We start from the raw sequence: 14,127 nt of genomic DNA on the forward strand, positions 1-14,127 counted from the left end.
CTGGGATGTCACACTAAAACGGCTCTAGAAAATGCTCAGGAGGTACGTATGACTGATACGCCGGAAAACCACGCCGCTGAGACCGATAGCAAGCGAAAGTTCCGCGAGGCTCTGGAGCGCAAGGTCCGCACCAACCGCTCGCAGCAGGCCCACCTGGAAGGACGGTCCAAGATCAACGGGCTCAACGGCCCCAACGTCCAGAACCGCAACTTCCGCCGAAAGGCCGGCTGAGCCGCCCCAGGTCGTTTTCTCAAGGCTGCCGCGATCCGATGCGCATCGGATCGCGGCAGCCTTTTTTGTATTCCGTTGGAGCCTGGGTCGAGGGAGAGTGGAATTGGCCTGGAGTATCCGATGATAAAGATCTGTGTGGCACTCGTTATTCGGACTCCGTTTGCCGATTGCGAATCGGGTTGATCCGGAAAAGAAATCGGATCGCCGGTTTTCCGCGGGCCCGGGGGCGCCCCGGACGCCCATGGAAGCGGAACGGTCACGACCGCGCGGTGGCGGATACGGGGGCGGCGCAAGAACCCGGGCGGCGGGCTTCCTGCTGGGGCCGGCGACCGTCCTGGTCGGCCTGATGGTGGGCCTGTTCTTCGCCCTCGAGGTCTCGGTGATGCCGGGGCTGGCCGCCTCCGACGACCGTACGTACGTCATCGCCATGCAGCACTTCAACGCCGCCATCGACGGCAAAGGCCTCTTCGGCACGGTCTTCCTGCTCGCGCTGCTCGCGCTGCTCGCGCTGCTCGCGCTGCTCGCGCTGCTCGCGCTGCTCGCGCTGCTCGCGCTGCTCGCGCTGCTCGCCGCGGCCGCCTCGGCCGCCTCGGCGGTCGTCGAGTTCCGCGGCGGGCGGCGCCGGGTCGCGCCCTCCTCCTGCACGGCCGGGACACGGTGGCCAGGACCTAGCGGGACCGTCCGTACAGGACCAGTGCCCACGCCAGCAGACCGGTCGCCGCCGTGCAGAGCAGCGTGCGCCACACGTTCGCGCGGACCCACGGTCCCTCGAACGCGCGGCGCACGGCGGCCGGGTCGGCCAGGGCGTCCGCCGGGCCGGCCTGCTCCAGGGCGTTGTTGAGCGGGATGTTCACCCGCCCCGTGACGACCAGCGCGAGGACGCTCGCCACGAACGCCCCGATCAGCGGAGGCAGCACCCCCCGCCCGTCCGCGGGCAGGTGCAGGACCAGGGCGAGCCCGGTGAACAGCGGCGCGCCCAGGAAACCGGCCAGGAACCAGCCGTTGAGGATCGAGACGTTGACCCGCTGCATCACCTCCACGGCCGTCCGGTCGCCCGCACCGCGCAGGGCGGGCATGACCGCCACCGCGAATCCGTAGAAGAGCCCGCTCACCAGCCCCGTCGTCACCACCGCCGCGATCAGCGAAGCCATCCGTACCGTCTCCACGCAGCCCTCTTCCCCGTGCTCGTGCCGCCCCCCGTCGGACCGTCCAAGCGACGGGGAGCCGGTCCGGGGTGATCCTACGGCGCGCCGACGGCCACGTCCCGACATATCCGACGCGGCCCAAAGTCCCAGTTCAGAGCCTTGGGAGAGGCTTTGCCGGGGCGCAGCCCGGGCGCGGTACGCTCCTTCGGCCGGGCCCGCACGCCCCCCGACAGACATCGGAGAGGAAACAGACGTGACCGACGCCAAGGACAGGCTGGACGTACTGCGGGCGGACATCGAGCGCCGCAACCCCGCACAGCCCGAGTTCCACCAGGCCGTACGCGAGGTCCTGGACACCCTGGCCCCCGTTCTCGCCGCACGTCCCGAGTACGCCGAGGCCGGCCTCGTCGAGCGGCTCCTGGAGCCCGAGCGCCAGATCATCTTCCGCGTGCCGTGGACCGACGACCGGGGCCGGGTGCACGTCAACCGCGGCTACCGCGTCGAGTTCAACAGCGCGCTGGGCCCCTACAAGGGCGGCCTGCGCTTCCACCCGTCGGTGGACATCGGCGTCGTGAAGTTCCTCGGCTTCGAGCAGATCTTCAAGAACGCCCTGACCGGCCTCGGCATCGGCGGCGGCAAGGGCGGCAGCGACTTCGACCCGCACGGCAAGTCCGACGCCGAAGTCATGCGCTTCTGCCAGTCCTTCATGACCGAGCTGTCCCGCCACATCGGCGAGCACACCGACGTCCCGGCCGGTGACATCGGCGTCGGCGGCCGCGAGATCGGCTACCTCTTCGGCCAGTACCGCCGCATCACCAACCGCTGGGAGGCCGGAGTCCTGACCGGCAAGGGCCAGGGCTGGGGCGGCTCCGCGATCCGCCCCGAGGCCACCGGCTACGGAGCGGTGCTGTTCGCCGCCGAGATGCTGGCGGTCCGCGGCGAGTCGCTGGACGGCCTCTCCGCGGTGGTCTCCGGCTCCGGCAACGTCGCCCTGTACACGATCGAGAAGCTCCAGCAGCTCGGCGCCAACCCGCTGACGGCCTCCGACTCCTCGGGCTACGTCGTCGACGACAAGGGCATCGACCTCGCCCTGCTCAAGCAGATCAAGGAGGTCGAGCGCGGCCGCATCGACGAGTACGCCGCCCGCCGCGGGCCCTCCGCCCGCTTCGTGCGGGGCGGACGGGTCTGGGAGGTGCCGGCGGACGTCGCCTTCCCCTCGGCGACCCAGAACGAGCTGGGCGTCGAGGACGCGCGCACGCTCGTCGCCAACGGCGTCAAGGCCGTCTCGGAGGGCGCGAACATGCCCACCACCCCCGACGCGGTCCACCTCTTCCAGGGAGCGGGCGTCGCCTTCGGACCGGGCAAGGCCGCCAACGCGGGCGGCGTCGCCGTCAGCGCGCTGGAAATGGCGCAGAACGCGGGCCGGGTGGCGTGGAGCCGCGACAAGGTCGAGGAGGAGCTCGCGGGCATCATGCGTTCGATCCACGCGGTCTCCCACGAGACGGCGGCCCGCTACGGGGCCGCGGGCGACTACGTGACGGGCGCCAACATCGCCGGCTTCGAGCGCGTGGCCGACGCGATGCTGGCCCAGGGCGTCATCTAGGCAGGACGCCCTCGCCGGGCGCGGTCCCGGACACCGGTACCGGGCACCGCTCCCACGCGTCGTCCTGCACGGCCGAGCGGTCCCGCCCCGCACCCCTCGGGGGCGGGGCGGGACCGCTCGGCCGGGAGTCAGGTGGGGAACGTAGCCTGGGTTCCCCACCACCGACAGGGAGTTGCCGCGTGCTGACCGCACTGGACGGGACGTACGGCGACCGGGCGGACGCCATCCGCGTCGCCGGCCGCACCGCTTCGTACGAGGAACTGCTGGGCGCGGCGGGCGCCGTGGCCGCCGACATCGCGGGCGCCCCCGCCATCGCCGTCACCGCGACGGCCTCGCTGGAGACCGTCGCCGCCGTCGTCGGCGCCCTGCTCGCCGGGGTGCCCTGCGTACCGCTGCCCCCCGACGCCGGCCCCGCCGAACGCGACCACATCCTGCGCGACTCCGGCGCCGTCGCGATCGAGGCCGACTTCACCCGGCGCGCCGCCCCGCCCTCCGCCGCTCCCGGCGCCTCGCCGCGGGACCCCGCGCTGATCCTGTACACCTCCGGCACCACCGGCCCGCCCAAGGGAGTGGTCCTCGCCGCCGACGCCCTCGCGGCCGACCTCGACGCCCTGGCCGAAGCCTGGCAGTGGAGCGCCGAGGACACCCTCGTGCACGGGCTCCCGCTCTTCCACGTGCACGGCCTCGTCCTCGGCGTCCTCGGCGCCCTGCGCACCGGCAGCCGCCTCGTGCACACCGGCCGCCCGACCCCGCAGGCCTACGCCGCCGAGGGCGGCAGCCTGTACTTCGGAGTGCCCACCGTCTGGTCCCGCGTGGCCGCCGACCCGGCGGCCGCCGCCGCCCTGTCCGGGGCCCGCCTCCTGGTCTCCGGCAGCGCCCCGCTGCCCGCCCCCGTCTTCCGGGACCTGGAACGCCTCACCGGACACCGCCCCGTCGAGCGCTACGGCATGACCGAAACGCTGATCACCGTCAGCGGCCGGGCCGGCGGCGCGGTGCGCCCCGGCACCGTCGGCACCCCGCTCCCCGGCATCCGGACCCGCATCGCCGCCGAGCCGGGCGCCGAGATCGGCGAACTCCAGCTGACCGGGCCCACGCTGTTCTCCGGATACCTCGGCCGCCCCGAGGCCACCGCGGCCGCGTACACCGAGGACGGGTGGTTCCGTACGGGCGACATCGCGGCCGTCGACGAGAGCGACGGCGTCCACCGCATCGTCGGCCGCGCCTCCATCGACATGATCAAGTCCGGTGGCTACCGCATCGGCGCGGGCGAGATCGAGAACGCCCTGCTGGACCACCCCAAGGTGAGCGAGGCGGCCGTCGTCGGCGTCCCCGACACCGACCTCGGGCAGCGGATCGTCGCCTTCGTCGTCGCCGAAGGGGTCACCGGCGCCGAACTGACCGACTTCGTCGCCTCCCACCTGTCGGTCCACAAACGCCCCCGCGAGGTCCGCTTCGTGGCCTCCGTACCGCGCAACGCCATGGGCAAGCCGCAGAAGAAGCTGCTGCTCGACGACCACTTCGGCAAGGAAGCGCGATGACCGCCCCCGCCGGCACCCGCCGCGACCCCTGGATCCGCCGCTTCCACCCGACGGCGCACCCCCCGACGGCGCCCGTACTCGTCGTCCTCCCGCACGCGGGCGGCAGCGCCTCCTTCTACTTCCCGTTCTCCCGGGACCTCGCCGCGCACGCCGAGGTGCTCACCGTCCAGTACCCCGGCCGTCAGGAGCGGCTGGGGGAGAGCTGCCCGGACACGGTGGCCGGGCTGGTCGACGGGGTGGAACGGGCGCTGCTGCCGTGGCGGGAGCGGCCCGTGGTGCTGTTCGGGCACAGCATGGGCGCCGTACTCGCCTTCGAGCTCGCCCGCCGGTGGGAACGCGCGGGGGAGGGCCCGCGCGGCCTGGTCCTGTCCGGGCGGAGCTCCCCGCTCGTGCACCGCGAGGAGAGCCTGCACCTCCAGGGCGACGACGCCCTGATCGGACAGCTGACGGCACTCGCCGGCACCGACGCCGCACTGCTGGCGGACCCGGACTTCCGGGAGCTGATCCTCCCGTCGCTGCGCAGCGACTACAAGGCCGTCGAGACCTACCGGTACGAGCCGGGGCCGCCGCTGCGCACCGCCGTGAGCGTGCTGTGCGGGGAGTCCGATCCGCGGGTGAGCGTGGCGGAGGCCATGGGGTGGCGGGAGCTGACGGGGGCGGCCTTCACCTTCCGCTCCTTCCCCGGCGGGCACTTCTACCTGGCGGAGCGGCACGCGGACGTGGTCCGCGCGGTCGCCGAGGACCTGGCGTCCTTCGCCCCCGCGCCGGCGTCCGGCTGACGGCGCGGGGGTCCACCGCACGGGGTGGAGGGGGTCAGCGGAGGGTCAGCGGCGTCTCCGAGGTGACGCGGGCGAGCTTCTCGGGGTTGCGGACGTAGTAGAGCCCGCTGACGCGGTCGTCCTCCACGCGGACAGCCATGATCCCGTCGATCTCCCCGTCCAGGCGTACGACGAGGGCGGGGCTGCCGTTGACCGCGGTGAGCTCGCAGGTGACCGTGTACCCGGCCTTGGCGGAGCCGCCGAGGTAGAAGCGGGCCACCTTCCCGGCGCCGACGACCGGCCGCAGCGCGGCCTGCTTGACGCCGCCGCCGTCGCTCACCAGGACGACCTCGGGGGCGAGCACGTCGAGGAGGGCCTGGAGGTTCCTGGTTTCGAGCGCGAGCCGGAACGCCTCCACGGCCGCCCGCGCCTTGCCCGCGGAGACCGCCCGGCGGGGGCGGCGGGCGTCGACGTGCCGGCGCGCGCGGTGCGCTATCTGGCGGACGGCGGCCGGGGTCTTCTCGACGGCCGCCGCGATCTCCTCGTAGTCGACGTCGAAGACCTCGCGGAGCACGAAGACGGCGCGTTCGGTCGGCGAGAGCGTCTCCAGGACCAGCATCATCGCCATCGACACGCTCTCGGCGAGCTCCACGTCCTCGGCCACGTCCGGAGTGGTGAGCAGCGGCTCGGGCAGCCACTGGCCGACGTACGCCTCCTTGCGGCGCTGCATCGTGCGCAGCCGGTTGAGCGCCTGCCGGGTGGTGATCCGGACCAGGTAGGCGCGGTGGTCGGCCACCTGCGCCGGGTCGACCTCGACCCAGCGCAGCCAGGTCTCCTGGAGGACGTCCTCCGCGTCGGCGGCCGATCCGAGCATCTCGTAGGCGACGGTGAAGAGCAGGTTGCGCAGGGAGACGAAGGTGTCGGTCGCCGGGCCGGCGGCATGATCGCTCAGGCGTGCGTCCACAGGGGGTCCTTGTCGTCGACGGGTCGGTACGGGTGATTCAGGGGGTGGCCGGCGTCGCTTCGCGCTCGGTGCGCAGCAGCTGCCGGCGCTTCTCGTCCTTGGCCCACCAGGTGCGCGTGCCGGGCCTGCGGGCCTCGTACCCCAGCTGCCAGGGGATGCCCTTGCAGATGAGTTCCTTGACCAGCGCGCCCGGCCGGCCGGCCAGGTGGTACTTCTTGACGGTGTCGTCCTTGTGGGCCGGTTGCAGGAGGCCGGCGCGGCGGCCCAGGCTGAGGCACTGGGCGGCGAACCCCACGTCGACGGGCTCGGGCCGGGTGCCGGCGATCCGGCTGAGCACCGTCTCGGCGGCCTGCGGACCCAGCTGGACGGCGGCCTGGCAGCTCATCCTGAACGGCAGGTCCGACGGGGCGGCCGAGTCCCCGGCCGCGACGATGCGTACGTCGTCCACGCTGGTCAGCGTCTCGTCCGTGAGCAGGCGGCCCAGGGCGTCGGTGGTCAGCCCGCTGCGGGCGGCCAGGTCGGGCACGCCGAATCCGGCCGTCCAGATGGTCACCGCGCTGGGCAGTTCGCGGCCGTCGCCGAGCCGCACGGCATCGTGCGACACGGCCGTCACCCTCGTGTCGGGGCCCGCGAGCACGGTCACTCCGAGCCTCGCCAGCTGCCGGGCCACCGCGCGCCGGGCCCGGGGGTGCAGGGACGGCCCGAGCGGCCCGCCGCAGACCAGGGTCACGGCGCGGCCCCGCTCCGCCAGTTCGGCGGCGGTCTCGATGCCGGTCGTGCCGCCCCCGACCACCGTCACCGGGGCCGCCGCGGGCGCGGCGTCGAGGAGCGGGCGCAGCCGCCTCGCCTCCTCCAGGCCGGCCAGCGGGTGGGCGAACTCGGCCGCGCCGGGCACGCGGGGGTCGGCGCTGCCGCTGCCCACCGCGTAGACGAGGTGGTCGTAGGCGACGGGAGTGCCGGTCGCCAGTGTCACGGTGCGTGCGGCCGCGTCGATCCGGGTCGCGCTGTCGACCACCAGCCGGACGCCCCCGGCGAGGACCTTGCGGTAGTCGAGGACCGCGTCGTGGGTCCCGGCCACCAGCTGGTGCAGGCGGATCCGCTCGACGAAGTCCGGGCGCGGGTTGACCAGCGTCACGCTCACGTCGTCGCGCCCGGTCAGGCGGTTGGCGGCCATTACGCCGGCGTATCCGCCGCCGATCACGACCACCTCGGTGCGCTGAGTCATGGTGTCTCTCCTTCGGTCCGGCCTTGTCGTTCGGCCTCAAGACACCGGTGGGACCGCGGCTGTGACACGTTGTGAGCCGGATCACCTCGCGGGGTGCGCGCGGGGGAGTGCCCTCGACCGGCGGCCGGTGCGTTCGACCGCGGTCAGTGCCCGGGGCGGACGGCGAGGTGGCGGGCGAGGACCTCCACGGCCCGCGTGACCTCGGGGAGCCGCTCGGCGCCCTCCTCGCCCAGGGCGCGGGCGAGGGCCTCCTCGACCTTGGAACTGCCCGCGGCGCGTACGGCCGTGACGCGTGCGGAGGCCACGGGGGAGGGCCGCACCAGCGTCCGGCGGCGGTCGGCGGGGTCGGGCGCCGTCTCGACGGAGCCGGCCCCGCGCAGACGGGCGACGGCGCCCGAGACCTGACTCTGCGGCAGGCCGGTGCGCTGCGCGGTCTCGCAGACGGTGGTGTCCGGGTGGGCGGCGATGTCCCCGGCGACGGTGACGACGGAGCGGGTGCCGCCGGCGTACCGGCCGGTGCCGCCGGGCGGTTCGGGCAGCTCGCAGAGCGGCGAGGGCGACGCGGACCGCACCGTGGACCTGGTCCCGCACCTCACCGACGCCTTCACCGTCCTGACCTACGACCGCCGGGGGCTCTCCCGCAGCCGGCTCGCGGAGCCGGGGCGGGCCACCTCGCTCGCCGAGCACGCCGAGGACGTCCACCGGCTGCTGGCCGCCGTCCCCGACGAGCCGGCGCTGATGCTCGGATCCAGCCTGGGCGCGGTCATCGGCCTGCACCTGGCCGTCCGTCACCCCGGGCAGGTGTCCACCCTCGTCGCCCACGAGCCGGTCGCCCCGCGCCTGCTGCCCGCGGCCGAACGCGTCCGGCACGAAGCGGAGCCGCTCGGGCTCCGCGAGCTCTACCGCGGCGCCGGGCTCGCCGCGACCCTGCCCGAGGTCGCCCGGTCGCTCGGCATGGACCCCGTCCGCCAGGAGACCGAGGCGGGCCTCACCCCGCAGCCCATGGACGAGCGCCGGCGCGCGAATTTCGGATATTTCCTGGAGCACGACGTGCTCGCCGCCGCCCGGGACACCCTCGCCCCCGCCGCCCTGGCCGGCTCGACGACCCGCATCCTCGCCGCCGTCGGCGCGACCACCCCGGCCACCGTCTTCGATCACGGCTGCGCGACCGCCCTGGCGGAGCTCACGGGCACCGGGATACACACCTTCCCGGGCGGCCACAACGGCAACACCACCCACCCCCGGGCCTGCGCCACCCGCCTCCGCTCCCTCCTCGCCACCGCCTGAGTCCTCACGCGCCGCCCGTGCACCACCCGCACTGCCGGGGCCGGAGGTGGCCGGAGGTGGACCCCGGTGTGGCGCATGCGCACCAACTCGCCCTCCGCAGAAGGCAATCCCTGCCAACATCGGGGGATGGATCAAACGGCTGGCGAGTCCAGAACCGATCAACGTGCCCTGTCGGCGGCTGCCGTGACCGTCGTGATGTGGGCCTCCGCATTCGTCTCCATCCGCGCGTCCGCCGAGTACTTCGGGCCCGGGGCGCTCGCGCTGGGGCGGCTGCTGACGGCTTCCGTCGCGCTGGGGGTGGTCCTGCTCGTCAAACGGGTGCCACCACCGTCGCGGCAGGCGTGGCCCGGGATCCTGGCGTCCGGAGTGCTCTGGTTCGGGCTCTACATGGTGACGCTGAACTGGGGTGAGCAGGGGGTCGATGCCGGTACGGCCGCCATGGTGGTCAACATCGGCCCCATCGTCATCGCCCTCCTCAGCGGCTGGCTGCTCAAGGAGGGTTTCCCGCCGATGCTGCTGGCGGGCATGGGCGTGTCCTTCGTGGGGGCGGCCGTCGTGGGGATGTCCACCTCCAAGGGCGGGAGTTCCTCCCTCACCGGTGTGCTGCTCTGCCTGGTCGCCGCGCTCGCCTACGGCGCCGGAGTGGTGTCGCAGAAGCCCGCCCTGCAGCACGCGAACCCTCTCCAGGTGACCACGTACGGCTGTTTCGTCGGCACGGTCTGCACCCTGCCGTTCGCCGGGCAGCTCATCGACCAGGTCCCCGACGCCCCGCTCACCGCCACCCTCAACATGGTCTACCTCGGTCTCTTCCCGACGGCCCTGGCCTTCACCACCTGGACCTACGCCCTGTCGCGCACCACCGCCGGGAAGATGGGCGCGACCACCTACGCCGTGCCCGCCGTCGTCGTGGTCATCGCCTGGTTCGTCCTCGACGAGGTCCCGGGCTGGCTGACCCTGCTGGGCGGCGCCATCTGCCTCGGCGGCGTGGCCGTCTCCCGCAGACGCCCCCGGCCGGCCCCGAGCCCGGCGGGCGTGCCCGAGTGAGAGCATCCCCCTCCCCGGGGAGGGGGATGTCCCGTCCTGCGGGAAGACCGGCGTGGGCTGCGGCGCCGGTCCTCCCGGGGTCACAGGACGTAGGTGGCCTCGTTGCGGCCCAGGAGGTAGCCGAGTTGTAATCGGTTCAGGGCCCCGAGGTCCTGCTTGATCGCAGCGATGTGGGCCTGGAGGGAACGTTCGCTGATGCCTATGCGGCGCGCGATCGCCTTGTCCGAGTAACCCTCCACCAGCAGCCGGCTGATGGACTCCCGGATCGCCGGGACGACCTCGTCGGCCGCCTTCGCGGCGTGCAGCGGGACGAAGGGAAAGGGCTTCGCCCGGTCCCAGGCCTTGTCGAACGTGTCGCGAAGAAATCGTACGATAGTCGGTTCGGTAATGGAGATCGCCGTGGTACGGTCCTCGTTCGCCGAAATGAAGGCGACATCGTCGACAATGATCAAACGGTCAAAGAATTCTTCCAGGGTGCGAACCTGGGCGCCATATTCCGTTACGGCGCGGACATATTCCTTGGTCGCCTCGTCGAATCTCGTGGTGTGCTGATACAGGGTCCGCATGGCGATCCCCGCCGAGATGTGCCGGCGCACGGATTCCAGCGCGTCCTTCAGTACCGCGCTCGGCCGCGCCCCGTCGGGCTGGGCCGTGAGGATGTCCCGGCGGACCGCGCCCAGTGCCTCGTTGATCGCCGTCGAGATGCTGCCCAGGCCGTGCAGGTACCGGACTCCGGGGCCCACGACCTCCTCGTCCGGCCGGGACTCCACCGCGGGCGCCGGGGTGGGCCGGGCCGCCTGCTGTGCGGCTTCCTGCGCCAGCAGGCCCAGGTGCGTTGCGAGTTCCCGCAAGAACGCCTGCGGTTCCCCCGCCGCAGCCGCGCACAGCGCTTCAGGTGCACCGCTTTGTGCGGTTTTGACGTATTTAACTACGTCCACGTGCCACCCCTGTCTGTCCGGTATGCAGCTGTTTATGGCGGTTGAGACCCCGTGGGTTCCCGCAATGCGTAAACCGGAGCCATCGTAGGTCTACCTCGTCGTGACCCGGCAGGGGAGATTTGGTCTCACCGCAGGAACGAACACCGACAAGGCGCCCCGGAGATCACCACCGCCGGAAACCCGCCTCGGTTTGGCGTTCCTGGAATGGCCGAAGGCGAAACGACTTGAGGGGACTGGGCAAAATGGGGAAGAACCACATGGTGACTCGTCGGGCCGGCCGCGTTTCGGGAATCCGCGGCCGCGCGGTTCTCGCCGCCGCGGGCATCGCCCTCGGCGTCGGTACGGCGGTCACCGGCCTTGCCCACGGTGCCTCCACGGCCGACTCCGTCAGCCACCTGCGCCTCGGCGACGTCGGCTGGAACAACGCGAACCCGCACGTCGTCGCGGGTGACGCAGGTGACGTCGGCTGGAACAACCCGCAGCCCGGCACCACCCCCACCCCCCAGCCCACCTCCACCAACGACGTTGGCTGGAATTGATCCACCACCACGGCCCCGTACTGCACTGCTTCCCCTCCCGCCTCCGACCGACCGGCAAAGGAATGGCTGATCCTCGTGGTTGCCTCGCCCTGGTTCCTGACGTCCGAGACCACGTCCGGCCCTGACCCCGCCGCCCGCGTCTACTGCTTCCCGCACGCCGGCGGGAACCCCCGGACCTTCCTCGACTGGCAGCCCGCCATGGACCCCGACGCGCGGATCCTCGCAGTCTGCCCGCCCGGCCGCGGCCACCGCTTCCGCGAACCCGCCCCCGCCTCCCTCGCCTCCCTCGCCGACGGCGCCGCCACCGCCATCGCCCTCGCCGCCGACGCCGACCGTCCCTTCCTCCTCTTCGGCCACAGCTTCGGCGCCGCCCTCGCCTTCGAGGTCGCCCGACGCCTCGACGGCATCCGCGGTTTCGCCGGCCTCGTCGCCTCCGGCTGCTCCGCCCCCTCGCTGCTGCCGACCCCCCGCGTGGTCGAGGCCGCCGCACTGGAGGGCCGCGCCTTCACCGAGGCCGTCCGGTTCTTCGGCGGACTGCCCCCCGAGGTGATCGAGGACGAGGCCGTACAGGAACTGCTCCTGCCGCACCTGAAGGCCGACTTCCGGATGGTCGCCGGCTACCGCTACGCGCCGGACACCCCCCTCACGGTCCCGCTCACCCTCCTCAACGGCGCCGACGACCCCCACGTCAGCCCCGCCGCGCTCGGCCCCTGGGCCCGCGAGTGCGCCGCCGAGCCGGAGCTCCACTGGACGCCGGGCGGCCACTTCTACTTCGAGGACCGGCCGCACGCCGTCACCGCCGTCCTGCGCCCGCTGGCCCGCGCGGCCGCGGCGGCGACCCGCAGCGGAGATGAGTACGTTGAGCTGATCTGACCAACCGGCCGACGCACCCCAGCCCTTGCGAGGAACCCATGACCAGCACCACCGACGCCGCCCGACTCCGGCGCGCCGTCGCCTTCCGGGACCTGCACACCGGTCCCCGCCCCTTCGTCGTCCCCAACCCCTGGGACGCCGGCACCGCACGCATCCTGGCCTCCCTCGGTTTCGCCGCCCTCGCCACCACCGGCGCGGGGCTCGCCCACAGCCTCGGCCGCCCCGACGGCGCCAACCGGGTCAGCCGCGCCGAGATCCTGGACAATGCCGCCGCGATCGTGGACGCCACCGGCCTGCCCGTCACCGCCGACCTGGAGAGCGGCTTCGGGGAACGCCCCGAGGACGTCGCCGAGACCATCCGGCTGGCCGCCGCCGCCGGGCTGGTCGGCGGCTCCGTGGAGGATTCCACGGGTCGCGACGAGGACCCCGTGCGCCCGCTCGACGAAGCCGTGGAACGGGTCGCCGCCGCCGTCGAGGCCGCGAAGGGACTCGACTTCCCCTTCACCGTCACCGCCCGCGCCGAGAACTTCTTCCAGGGCCTGCCCGACCTCGACGACACCATCCGCCGCCTGAAGGCGTACGAGGCCGCCGGCGCCGACGTGCTCTACGCCCCGGGCCTGCCGGACGCCGAGTCCGTCCGCGCGGTCTGCTCCGCCGTGGACCGGCCCGTCAACGTCCTGATGACCGGCGCCCTCAAGCTGTCCGTCGCCGACCTCGGGGACCTCGGCGTGCGCCGCGTCAGCACCGGCTCGGCCCTGTCCCGAGCGGCCCTCGGCGCCCTCGTCCGCGCCGCCCGTGAGATCACCGGGTCCGGCACCTTCGACTTCGGCCTGGACGCCCTCCCTTACGCCGAGGCCAACGCCCTCCTGGCCCCCGCCCCGTCCGCCCCGTCCGCCGACCGAGAGAGCGATCCGGCACCGTGAGCCTTCCGTACGCGTCACCCGCCGCCTCCGCGTTATCCGCGGCCCCCGCCGTCCACCTGTCCGCGCCCCGCTACGTCCTCGGCGAACTCCCCGCCGCCCACACCACGGTCGACGGCCTGGCGGAGCGGGCCCGTACGTTCGGCATGCCTCCCCGTGCCGAACTGTGGGGCTGGGGCACCGTCCACCGCACCGCCAAGGCCCTGGAGACCCTCGCCGCCGAGACCGCCCGCGCCACCCTCGACGGCGCGGGCGCCGCCCCGGCGGACGTGGACTGCCTCATCCTGTGCTCCACCCGCTTCCCCGGCGGCCCCCGCACCCACGGCGCGTTCGTGGAGAACGTCCTGGCCGCCACCGGCCTCGGCGCGGCCGCCTTCACCGGCCTCACCCTCGGCCGCTGCGCCAACCTCCTCGCGGGCATCCGCACCGGACAGGCCTACGTCGCCTCCGGCATGTACCGCCGGGTCATGGTCGTCACCGCCGACCGGGTCACCGACGAGGCCGTCCGCATGGAGAACTTCGCGCTCTTCAGCGACGGCGCCGCCTCGTGCCTGATCAGCGCCGACCCCCTCGGCCCGGACGCCTACGAGATCGTCGCGGGCGCCGGCGCCCAGGACCCGGCCGGTCTCGACTGGTCCAACGAGATCAGCTCCGACCTCGCCCGCGAGGTCAACCGGCAGATCCTGGAAGAGGCCGGGATGAAGATCGGCGACATCCAGGGGGTGCTCCACGCCAACCTCTACAAGCCGCTGGTCGTCCTCAAGGAACGCCAGGCCGGCTTCACCCGCGAGCAGCTCTTCCTGGACAACATCCCACGCGTGGGCCACTGCTTCGCCGCCGACCCGCTGATCAACCTCGTCGACCGGGAGGCGGCCGGGGACCTGAGGCCCCGCGGGCACTACCTGCTCGCCTCCAGCGTCCCGGGCGTGCGGATCGGCGTCCTGCTGCGCAAGCTCCCCGCGACCGGCTCCGCCTCCGCGACCGGCTCCGCGACCGGCTCCGCGACCGGCTCCGATTCCGCCCGGCAGGCCGACGACTCCGCCCGGCAGGGGGACCACTGAC

The 14,127-nt window shown here is 73.2% G+C and carries 15 protein-coding genes; 10 read left to right on the plus strand and 5 right to left on the minus strand.

The window, feature by feature from the left end:
* Positions 1-48: 48 nt before the first annotated feature.
* Positions 49-231, plus strand: a complete 183-nt coding sequence (locus tag ACEPPI_RS13150) for a DUF5302 domain-containing protein (protein ID WP_266845177.1) — start codon at positions 49-51, stop codon at positions 229-231.
* A 668-nt stretch (positions 232-899) separates the two neighbouring features.
* On the opposite strand, the gene ACEPPI_RS13155 is transcribed toward ACEPPI_RS13150, so the two are convergent.
* The gene (locus tag ACEPPI_RS13155; RefSeq protein WP_373915411.1) at positions 900-1,382 is read right to left on the minus strand and encodes a DUF1772 domain-containing protein; all 483 of its coding nucleotides are present in this window, start codon (positions 1,380-1,382) and stop codon (positions 900-902) included.
* A gap of 247 nt (positions 1,383-1,629) precedes the next feature.
* Here ACEPPI_RS13155 and gdhA point away from each other — a divergent pair, with 247 nt between their 5' ends.
* The 3 genes from gdhA to ACEPPI_RS13170 all read left to right on the plus strand — a co-directional run bounded on the left by gdhA (position 1,630) and on the right by ACEPPI_RS13170 (position 5,296).
* Positions 1,630-2,979 carry an NADP-specific glutamate dehydrogenase gene (gene gdhA / locus ACEPPI_RS13160; RefSeq protein ID WP_373915412.1) on the plus strand — a complete coding sequence of 450 codons (1,350 nt, stop codon included), beginning with the start codon at positions 1,630-1,632 and terminating at the stop codon, positions 2,977-2,979.
* A 179-nt stretch (positions 2,980-3,158) separates the two neighbouring features.
* Complete coding sequence (locus tag ACEPPI_RS13165; protein WP_373915413.1) at positions 3,159-4,517, plus strand: AMP-binding protein; 1,359 nt, start codon at positions 3,159-3,161, stop codon at positions 4,515-4,517.
* On the plus strand, positions 4,514-5,296 hold the full coding sequence (locus ACEPPI_RS13170; RefSeq protein ID WP_373915414.1) for a thioesterase II family protein: 783 nt from the start codon (positions 4,514-4,516) through the stop codon (positions 5,294-5,296). The genes ACEPPI_RS13165 and ACEPPI_RS13170 overlap by 4 nt, the downstream gene beginning before the upstream one ends.
* A 34-nt stretch (positions 5,297-5,330) precedes the next feature.
* On the opposite strand, the gene ACEPPI_RS13175 is transcribed toward ACEPPI_RS13170, so the two are convergent.
* The 3 genes from ACEPPI_RS13175 to ACEPPI_RS13185 all read right to left on the minus strand — a co-directional run bounded on the left by ACEPPI_RS13175 (position 5,331) and on the right by ACEPPI_RS13185 (position 8,036).
* Positions 5,331-6,227, minus strand: coding sequence for an RNA polymerase sigma-70 factor (locus tag ACEPPI_RS13175; protein WP_373915459.1), 897 nt, complete (start codon positions 6,225-6,227; stop codon positions 5,331-5,333).
* Positions 6,228-6,276: 49 nt separating this feature from the next.
* Complete coding sequence (locus ACEPPI_RS13180; protein ID WP_373915415.1) at positions 6,277-7,464, minus strand: NAD(P)/FAD-dependent oxidoreductase; 1,188 nt, start codon at positions 7,462-7,464, stop codon at positions 6,277-6,279.
* A gap of 143 nt (positions 7,465-7,607) precedes the next feature.
* Positions 7,608-8,036, minus strand: coding sequence for a MarR family winged helix-turn-helix transcriptional regulator (locus tag ACEPPI_RS13185; RefSeq protein WP_373915416.1), 429 nt, complete (start codon positions 8,034-8,036; stop codon positions 7,608-7,610).
* Position 8,037: 1 nt separating this feature from the next.
* On the opposite strand from ACEPPI_RS13185, the gene ACEPPI_RS13190 reads away from it, so the two are divergent.
* Both ACEPPI_RS13190 and ACEPPI_RS13195 read left to right on the plus strand, forming a co-directional pair.
* Entirely contained in the window at positions 8,038-8,751 is a 714-nt protein-coding gene (locus ACEPPI_RS13190; protein WP_373915417.1) for an alpha/beta fold hydrolase, read from the plus strand.
* 126 nt (positions 8,752-8,877) lie between these two features.
* On the plus strand, positions 8,878-9,795 hold the full coding sequence (locus ACEPPI_RS13195; RefSeq protein ID WP_373915418.1) for a DMT family transporter: 918 nt from the start codon (positions 8,878-8,880) through the stop codon (positions 9,793-9,795).
* Between the two features lie 80 nt (positions 9,796-9,875).
* Here ACEPPI_RS13195 and ACEPPI_RS13200 read toward each other — a convergent pair whose 3' ends face one another.
* On the minus strand, positions 9,876-10,733 hold the full coding sequence (locus ACEPPI_RS13200) for a LuxR C-terminal-related transcriptional regulator (protein WP_373915419.1): 858 nt from the start codon (positions 10,731-10,733) through the stop codon (positions 9,876-9,878).
* Positions 10,734-10,990: 257 nt separating this feature from the next.
* Between ACEPPI_RS13200 and ACEPPI_RS13205 the strand changes: the two genes are divergently transcribed.
* The 4 genes from ACEPPI_RS13205 to ACEPPI_RS13220 all read left to right on the plus strand — a co-directional run bounded on the left by ACEPPI_RS13205 (position 10,991) and on the right by ACEPPI_RS13220 (position 14,126).
* Entirely contained in the window at positions 10,991-11,272 is a 282-nt protein-coding gene (locus tag ACEPPI_RS13205; RefSeq protein ID WP_356225225.1) for a hypothetical protein, read from the plus strand.
* A 75-nt stretch (positions 11,273-11,347) separates the two neighbouring features.
* Complete coding sequence (locus ACEPPI_RS13210) at positions 11,348-12,145, plus strand: thioesterase II family protein (protein WP_373915420.1); 798 nt, start codon at positions 11,348-11,350, stop codon at positions 12,143-12,145.
* Positions 12,146-12,183: 38 nt separating this feature from the next.
* A complete protein-coding gene (locus tag ACEPPI_RS13215) occupies positions 12,184-13,068 on the plus strand; it encodes an oxaloacetate decarboxylase (protein WP_373915421.1) in 885 nt (294 codons plus the stop codon).
* Entirely contained in the window at positions 13,065-14,126 is a 1,062-nt protein-coding gene (locus tag ACEPPI_RS13220) for a 3-oxoacyl-ACP synthase (RefSeq protein WP_373915422.1), read from the plus strand. The genes ACEPPI_RS13215 and ACEPPI_RS13220 overlap by 4 nt, the downstream gene beginning before the upstream one ends.
* Position 14,127: the final 1 nt, after the last annotated feature.

Source organism: Streptomyces sp. AB3(2024) (genome assembly GCF_041862025.1).
Taxonomy (GTDB): domain Bacteria; phylum Actinomycetota; class Actinomycetes; order Streptomycetales; family Streptomycetaceae; genus Streptomyces.